This is a genomic window from Turicimonas muris (assembly GCF_002221595.1).
Taxonomy (GTDB): Bacteria; Pseudomonadota; Gammaproteobacteria; order Burkholderiales; family Burkholderiaceae_F; genus Turicimonas; species Turicimonas muris.
Window position 1 is genome coordinate 50,392 of record NZ_NHMP01000012.1, and the last position, 8,488, is coordinate 58,879.

General features: G+C 44.9%; 5 protein-coding genes. 2 read left to right on the forward strand and 3 right to left on the reverse strand.

Translation table 11 applies throughout. The features are described 5' to 3' along the window. Window positions 1-71: 71 nt before the first annotated feature. Together ADH67_RS12400 and ADH67_RS12405 are read right to left on the reverse strand one after the other, a co-directional pair. Window positions 72-2,918 carry a valine--tRNA ligase gene (locus ADH67_RS12400; protein ID WP_066592491.1) on the reverse strand — a complete coding sequence of 949 codons (2,847 nt, stop codon included), beginning with the start codon at window positions 2,916-2,918 and terminating at the stop codon, window positions 72-74. A gap of 93 nt (window positions 2,919-3,011) precedes the next feature. Continuing rightward, the gene (locus ADH67_RS12405) at window positions 3,012-3,440 is read right to left on the reverse strand and encodes a DNA polymerase III subunit chi (RefSeq protein WP_066592488.1); all 429 of its coding nucleotides are present in this window, start codon (window positions 3,438-3,440) and stop codon (window positions 3,012-3,014) included. Between the two features lie 245 nt (window positions 3,441-3,685). Between ADH67_RS12405 and argG the strand changes: the two genes are divergently transcribed. Beyond that, window positions 3,686-5,029: an argininosuccinate synthase gene (gene argG, locus ADH67_RS12410; protein ID WP_066592485.1), complete on the forward strand. Its 1,344-nt coding sequence runs from the start codon at window positions 3,686-3,688 to the stop codon at window positions 5,027-5,029. A 223-nt stretch (window positions 5,030-5,252) separates the two neighbouring features. Here the strand turns inward: argG and ADH67_RS12415 are convergent, their stop codons facing one another. After that, complete coding sequence (locus ADH67_RS12415) at window positions 5,253-7,373, reverse strand: flavocytochrome c (protein WP_236578492.1); 2,121 nt, start codon at window positions 7,371-7,373, stop codon at window positions 5,253-5,255. A gap of 113 nt (window positions 7,374-7,486) precedes the next feature. Between ADH67_RS12415 and ADH67_RS12420 the strand changes: the two genes are divergently transcribed. Continuing rightward, the gene (locus ADH67_RS12420; protein ID WP_158212646.1) at window positions 7,487-8,371 is read left to right on the forward strand and encodes a LysR family transcriptional regulator; all 885 of its coding nucleotides are present in this window, start codon (window positions 7,487-7,489) and stop codon (window positions 8,369-8,371) included. Window positions 8,372-8,488 lie beyond the last annotated feature (117 nt).

The window sequence follows — 8,488 nt, forward strand, 5'->3', positions numbered from 1 at the left end:
TTTCTGTAGTGTAGAAACAAGATGAGGGGCTGAAAATATTCAGCCCCTCGCGTCAATTAATTGAATCTAGGTTAGGGCAGTTTTGCTAATTGTTCTTTGACAGAGACCAGAGAAGCTTCAAAACCGGCTAATCGGGTTCTTTCTTGTTCAATTACCTGAGCAGGTGCTTTGGTTACGAATCTTTCGTTGGAAAGTTTGCCTTTGGCTTTAGCAATTTCACCTTCAAGACGAGCAATTTCCTTATTCAGGCGAGCTTTTTCAGCTTCAATATCTACTTTAACAATCAGCATGAGGCTGAAGTCATTAACAACAGCAACGGGAGCAGCTGAGCCGACAGGGCGAGCCTTATCTAAATCGTCCGTGTAGATAACTTCGCTGAGCTTGCCTAAGACTTTCAGATAGTTATCTAAGGATTCTGCTCTTGCTCTGGAAGTGCCGTCCTTGCAGCTGATAGCCAGAGGAACCTTAGTAGACGGAGAAATCTTCATTTCACCGCGTAAGTTTCTGATGGCATCGATCATTGCTTTGACTTCATTCATGGCGAAGTCGGCTTCGGCATTAACCTGAGAAGCATCGTACTTCGGATATTCCTGAATCATGATGGATGTTTCTTCGTCAGCCTTACGGGCGTTGGCAATAACGGAAACTGTCTGCCAAAGTTCTTCAGTGATGAACGGAATAATCGGATGAGCAAGGCGCAAAACAGTTTCAAGTACGGTAACAAGAGTATTTCTTGTTGCTCTTTCAATCGCCGGGTTCTCGCTGTTTAATTGAACCTTGGCAAGTTCCAAGTACCAGTCGCAGTACTCATTCCAGACGAAGCTGTAGATAGCGTTGGCGGCATTGTCCAAACGATAATCTTTGTAAGCTTGGCGAACTTCTTTGATGCAGTTCTGAAGCTGTCCTTTGATCCAAAGATCAGGGATAGAGTAGATCTTTTCGGCATCTGTAAAACCGCAATCTTTATCCTGAACGTTCATCAGAACAAAGCGGGTAGCGTTCCAAAGTTTGTTGCAGAAGTTGCGGTAGCCGGAAGCTCTCTTAATATCAAAGTTAACGTTTCTTCCTAAGGTTGCATAAGCAGCCATAGTGAATCTGAGTGCATCTGTGCCATGAGCTTCAATTCCTGACGGATAGTTTCTGCGAAGTTTCTTCTCAATTTCAGGAGCTTTTTCCGGTCTTCTTAAACCGCGGGTGTTCTTAACGATTAAGTCTTCCAAGCCGATGGACTGGATAATATCGAGCGGATCCAAAGTGTTGCCTTCAGACTTGCTCATTTTCTTGCCTTCGGCATCTCTGACTAAGCCGTGGATGTAAACATCTTTGAACGGAACTTTGCCTGTAAAGAAGCGGGTCAGCATGATCATTCTGGCAACCCAGAAGAAGAGAATGTCATAGCCAGTGACCAAGACGGAGGAGGGCAGATAAAGCTGGAAGTCAATTTCAGCGTCTGCGTCCGAAGGAGTAATGCCGCCCAAGGAAGAGAAGGGAACCAGACCGGATGAGAACCAGGTATCGAGTACGTCCGGATCACGTGTCAATTTCACGCCTTCGCCGGCTTGTGCCTGAGCCTCTGCTTCGGTGGTTGCAACATAGACATTTCCTTTGTCGTCATACCACGCCGGAATTTGGTGACCCCACCACAACTGACGAGAAAGGCACCAGTCCTGAATGTTATTAAGCCATTCTTTGTAGACTTTTTGCCACTGTTCCGGGAAAATGTTAACGAGGTTGTTTTCAACGGCTTCCAAACCTAATTCAGCAAGAGATTTTCCCGGGAACTTGCAGCCTTCGGGAGCCGGTTTAGACATAGCCATGTACCATTGTTCGGAGAGCATCGGTTCGACGATTTCACCTGTTCTGGCAACTTTCGGTACCAAGTGAACATGGTCTTTAATGCCGACCAATAAACCTTGTTCTTCAAGGTCCTTCACTGCAGCTTTTCTGGCTTCATAACGATCCATACCGCGATATTTTTCGGGAACGTTATTGTTCATATGAGCTGTCTTGTCGAGAACGACTAATTCCGGAAGATTGTGACGTTTACCGACTTCAAAGTCATTGAAGTCATGAGCCGGAGTAATTTTGACTGCGCCGGAACCGAATTCTTTATCAACGTACGGATCAGCAATAACAGGAATTTCACGATCAGTAAGAGGCAGCTTCAGCATCTTGCCGACAAGATGCTTGTAGCGGTCATCATCGGGATTGACGGCAACGGCCTGGTCGCCAAAAAGAGTTTCCGGACGGGTAGTGGCAACAACAATGCCTTCAGAACCATCGGCTGCAGGATAACGAATTTCCCAAAGTTTACCTTTCTCTTCTTCGGATTCAACTTCCAAATCGGAAACGGAACTCTGAAGCTTCGGATCCCAATTAACCAAACGGGTTCCTTTATAAATAAGGCCTTTTCTGTAAAGCTCAACGAAGCAGTTAGTCACTGTCTTGGAGAGCTTTTCATTCATTGTGAAATAAAGCTTGTTCCAATCTAAGGAGGCCCCCATACGGCGCATCTGATTCAAGATAGTGCCGCCGGAGAACTTCTGCCACTCCCAGACTCTTTCCAAGAATTGCTCGCGGGTAAGGTCTTTAATGGATTTGCCTTCTTTTTCTAATTGTCTTTCAACGATAATCTGCGTAGCGATACCGGCGTGGTCAGTACCCGGAAGCCAAAGCGTATTAAATCCATCCATTCTATGGAAACGGGTCAATGTATCCATCACCGTCTGGTTGAAGGCATGGCCCATATGAAGAATACCGGTAATGTTCGGCGGAGGAAGCTGGATGGAGAAAGAAGGCTTGCCGATATCTTTGCCGGCAGCAAAATAGCCGTGTTCTTCCCAATACGGATACCACTTCGCTTCAATGGAAGCGGGCTCATAACTCTTTGCTAGTTCTTTGGTTTGTGTGTCGCTCATGGCAGATTTACTTCAATAAAATTCTTTAAATCAAGGGATGTGATATTCTCTCACGTTCACTATATGAAAGAGAGAAAGTCCGTTGAGAAATTCCTACTGTCTGTTATGAACTACCGGCGTAATGCCGTTTCTCTTATATGCGACGAAACGTCTTCTTCCCTCAGTCAGCCCCGGATCTTCTTTCGGAACGATATCTATCACCTTAGGAAATCTCTGCATTAAGTCATGAATAGCAGGAGGTACATTGTGGGTAAGAAGTACTAAAAGATCGCCGCTGCCGATATGTTCAGGATTATCGGAGAGAAGATATGCATTCCCGGTTGCACCGGCTGTACGGGCTATCGCATGAGGAATAAAACTCGACGGTTCAAATGTCCAGAGGAGGTTATCCAATTGATCCATATCGTTTTCATTGTCAAAAAACACAGCGGCTTTCATGCCGAGTCTCTGCGCTTTTTTAAGCACAAGACAGGCATATCTTTCGCGGTTGACAACGTTTGTATGGATAGCTAATTCAGACATAGGTTAGATAATAACAAAGTCAGAGAAGAATGCTTTCTTTCTAAAAAATGTTCCTGCACTTATGCCGGGAGCGGTTTGGTGTTTCTACTTAGTTAATCTCTTACAAATCTTATCTGAATTTAGGCTACTCCTCTATATTTCGGTCATAATTTCTCGTTAGGTCTTTTTGCGCGAGTCATACTGATTTTCCCCATTGCAAAAAGAAATGAAGGATAGATTAACAACACTTTTTGAGTCTTAAAGAAATGGAAACCATTTTGAAATCCCTTCCCGTAGGAGAAAAGGTAGGTATTGCCTTCTCCGGCGGTTTAGATACTAGTTCTGCTTTGCTCTGGATGAAGAAGAAAGGAGCACTTCCTTGTGCTTACACAGCTAATCTGGGTCAGCCGGATGAAAAAGATTACGATGACATTCCAAAGAGAGCTATGGAATTCGGTGCATCAATCGCCCGTTTGATTGACTGCCGTGATCAGTTAGTTGCAGAAGGTATTGCTGCGATTCAATGTAATGCTTTCCATATTCATACCGCCGGCGTTACTTACTTCAATACAACACCGCTCGGCCGTGCTGTTACAGGCACAATGCTTGTAAACGCCATGAAGGAAGACGGCGTTAATATCTGGGGCGACGGCTCCACATACAAAGGAAACGATATTGAACGTTTCTACCGCTATGGCCTTTTAGCCAATCCTGAACTGAGAATTTACAAACCATGGCTCGACGTTAAATTTATTCAAGAATTGGGCGGCCGTGCTGAAATGAGCCAGTTCCTTATCGACAACGGCTTCGGCTACAAGATGAGCAAAGAAAAGGCATACTCCACTGACTCCAACATGCTTGGAGCCACACATGAAGCTAAGGATTTGGAACATTTGGACAGCTCCATCAAGATTGTTGAACCGATTATGGGCGTCGCTTTCTGGAAACCGGAAGTTGAAATTAAGCCCGAAGTCGTTACTTTGAGCTTCAAAGAAGGTATGCCTGTTGCCATTAACGGCAAAGAATACAAAGACAAAGTTGAGCTCATGATGGAACTCAACAAGATCGGCGGACGTCACGGTTTAGGTATGAGCGACCAGATCGAAAACCGTATTATCGAAGCTAAGAGCCGCGGTATTTACGAAGCTCCGGGAATGGCTCTTCTTCATATTGCTTATGAAAGATTAGTTACCGGTATTCATAACGAAGATACTATTGAACAGTACAGAATCAACGGTATGCGTTTAGGCCGTCTCCTTTACCAAGGAAGATGGTTTGATCCGCAGGCTATCATGCTCAGAGAATCCAGCATGAAGTGGGTTGCTAAGGCTATTACCGGTGAAGTTAAGATTGAGCTTCGCCGCGGTAATGATTACAGCATCCTTGATACACGTTCTCCGAACCTCACATACCAGCCTGAACGTCTGACAATGGAAAAGGGTGACTCCATGTTTACAGCTGAAGACCGTATCGGTCAGCTGACCATGAGAAACCTCGACATTGTTGATACACGTGACAAGCTTGGTATCTACAGCAAGGTCGGCCTTATCGGCGGATCTTCCTCCATGCCGATGCTCAAGGGTATTGAAAAAGAAGAAGAAGTTAAGTAAGAACTTAAATTCATAACGTCTCCTGTTTTTGCAGGAGACGTTCGATAAAACATTAAGGCTCAAGAAATCTTGGGCTTTTTTGTTGCAAATACTAAGCCTCCCAAATCGGAATAAAATGAGAGGTTTAGCTCTTTTGATTTTCTTTCTTAAGAAAATCAGATGTTACTGTAAAAAAACGATTAGTTCTTGCCTAAAGCGCTCTTAGCGGCAATACGTCCGAAGGTTAAACGTCAGCTGTAGCGTTTCCGCCGAGTCTGTTAGAACCATGGATACCGCCTGTAACTTCACCGGCTGCATAAAGACCCGGGATGATCTTGCCGTTTTTATCAACAACCTGTGCTTTCGGAGTAATTTCCAATCCGCCCATTGTGTGGTGGATTGACGGAGCACGCGGAGTTGCATAGAACGGAGCTTTGACAATCTGACGATCAAAGAGTTTCCTTCCGAATTTTAGATCATTCTTAGCTTCAACCATCTTATTGAATTCAGCAACGGTAGCTTCGAGCTTGTCAGCCGGCATACCAAGCTGTTTTGCTAAGTCGGCTAGTGTGTCTGCTTTATAGATTCTGCCGATCTGAACCAAGGTTTCAACATCTTCATTGAAGCTGTTTAACGGTTTTACGATGGAAGAGTCGTTGATGTCATAGCATACAGCACCTGGTTGTTTCTTGATGGCTGCAACGAATTCGTCACGGCGGGCATCTTCTTTAACGAATCTTTCGCCGTTCTTGTTGACATCAATAACGTCATCCAATCCGGACATCTTTCTAGCGCGGCCCTGAAGAGTGCCTGTGCCCGGTGTGGCTAACGGGTAGACCTGAACATAGTTCATGCCTGTGGTATCTGCTCCATGTCTTGTGGCGATGGTGATTCCGTCGCCGGTAGCGCCCGGTTGGTTAGTTGAAACCATATCGGGAGTAAGGTGAGGTGCAGATTTCTGACGCATTTCTTTGTTTTGGCTGTAACCGCCGGTTGCAAGAATGACGCCGTTCTTAGAAAGAATCTGGTATTTGTTGCCGACTTTATCTTCTGCTGTGATACCGATTACCTTGCCGCTCTTATCCAATACAAGGTCAGTGACGCGAGTGCCGAGTTTAAAGTTTACGCCTTGTTTAACAGCGTCTTGGTACAGTGGATCAACTAAGCCGAGACCGGCAGGGGCATCCAACTGATGGGTTCTTTGCCACAAGGCACCTGCGCCTTGGCTTACTCTATCCATTACCGGAGAGCCTTTGGACTGCATCCAGTGCAATGTGTCTAAGACATTGTTGGCATAAGTGCGGATCAGAGGAATGTGGCCGACTTTGTCGCCTCCGTTGTAGGTCTGTAAGGCATGCCATTCCGGACAGTCAAATAGAGTCTTGGAACCGCTCTTGAGATAAGCTTCATACTTGGCTTTAACATCAGCCATGAGCTTCTTGTGTTCTTCATTAGCCGGTTTTTCATTAATAGCTTTGACGACAGCATCCTTCAAGGTATCTGTCATCGGAAGGGCTTTTTGTCTTTCCGGATCAGCGGCATTGAAGGCGGATGCACATCTTAATGTATTGCCGCCGACGACAGGCATTTTTTCAACGATTAAAACGTTCTTTGCTCCGAGATCTTTAGCGGTTACGGCGGCAGATAAGCCTGCACCGCCTGCACCTACGACAACCAGGTCAACTTCTTGTTTTTGTACGCCGTCAATCTTCTTGATCTTTTGAGGTACTGGTTTTTGGAAGTTAGCAATGTTGCCGCCGGCTTTTTCGATGGCTTCTCCAACTGCTGTCTTCAATGCAGTTGAAGTAACGGTGGCTCCGGCGATGTTGTCAACGTTAAGTGTTTGATAGTCGATGATATCTTTACCGATTTCACGAATAGCGGTATCGCCTAAGAATTTTGTTTCTCTCTGGCCTGGTGTTTGGATTTCTGAAATCTTATGGTCTTTAATTACGACCTTGACATTCAGCCAACCGTTGTTGCCGTAAGCTTTGGCTTCATAGGTGCCGTCTTTAAGAGGAGAAGCTGCGGTCTTCTTTCCGGAGGCTTTATCTAAGCATTCCTGGACAGCTGTTTTAATTGCTTTTGATGTAACGGAAGCACCTGATACGGCGGGAACATCAGCAGATTGGGCTTCGACGATTTTCGCCGGAAGCTGTTCTACGGCATGAGTTCCGATATTTTGAGTTTCTTTTTGATCGGAGACTTTTACTGACAAAATCTTATCGGCCGAAGTCTGAACTTCAACTGCTACAGGTCCGTTCTGGCCGGCTACAGATGCAGTGTATGTGCCTGGAGTGTAGGCAAGGACAATAGTTGAGCAAAAGGCAGCAGATACTGCCAAAAAAGTTTTCGTTAATCTCATTAGTTTCTCCAAGGTTGCCAAATAGGCATACACAAAAATTCTAATTGTTAGCTCGCAAACTATAAAATACTATTATTAGATGTCCGTGATACTTTTTTCGTATGAACTTAAGATTGCTTCAGTCATACTGGCTCTTCTATCTGGTTGTAAAAGAAGGAAGTTTTACAAAAGCGGCTAGTGTTGCCTCCATGTGTCAGCCGCCGTTGTCCATGCACATTAAAAAGCTCGAGGATTCTCTTGGTGTGAAGCTGTTTGAACGGTCTAATAAAAAGGCTGTTCTTACCAAGGAAGGCCGGGCAATTTTTCCTGTTGTAGAGAAGTTTTTGGCTAAAACGGAAATTTTCTTTGACCAAGTTCAAGCCAATTTGGACGGCATGGAAAAAAAAGTTACCTTCGGATCCTTCGCTTGGCTTTTACAGCTTTTTATTGCACCGATGCTTAACGAGCTAAAAAGTGCGGATCCCAGAAAGCGCTATGACTTCATTGAAATAGAAAGTATCGATTTAGTCTCACAGCTGCAGGACTTCAAAATAGATGTGGGATACGCCTACGCAGAGCCGTTTGAAAGAGCAGATATTGCCGCCGTTCCTATTGCTCAAATAGAAAATAAAGTAGTAGTACCGAAGAACCATTTTTTGGCGGAATTCGACAGAATTCATCTGGAGCAACTTAGCCGGCTTGATTGCATTTGTCTTCCTTCAGATGTTTCTCCTCAGCTGTTTAGTTTTATGAAACAACTCTCGGCCCAATATCATTTCAATATCGTTTCTAGAACGGATATTCGTAATTTTTACAATCAAGTTGCTTTTGTTGAGTCTCAGCATGCTTTTGCTATTGTTGCAACGCCGGCTTGTGACTTAATCTCTAAAAATCTGAAAGCGATTCCCATAGTTAACACACCGTGCCTGACCTTGGTTCGTATGACAAGAGAAGATGTATCTCAGAGGTTAAGAAACAGGCTGAAGGAAAGAGAGGAGGCGCATATAAGAATCGAGTAGGGCCGGTTATTACCCGTCCCTCTCACACCACCTGGCATGCCGTTCGGCACCAAGGCGGTTCCAGTAAACATCCCTACGTTCCAGATGCGGTTCGCAGGGCCTTTTCTAAACTGTACC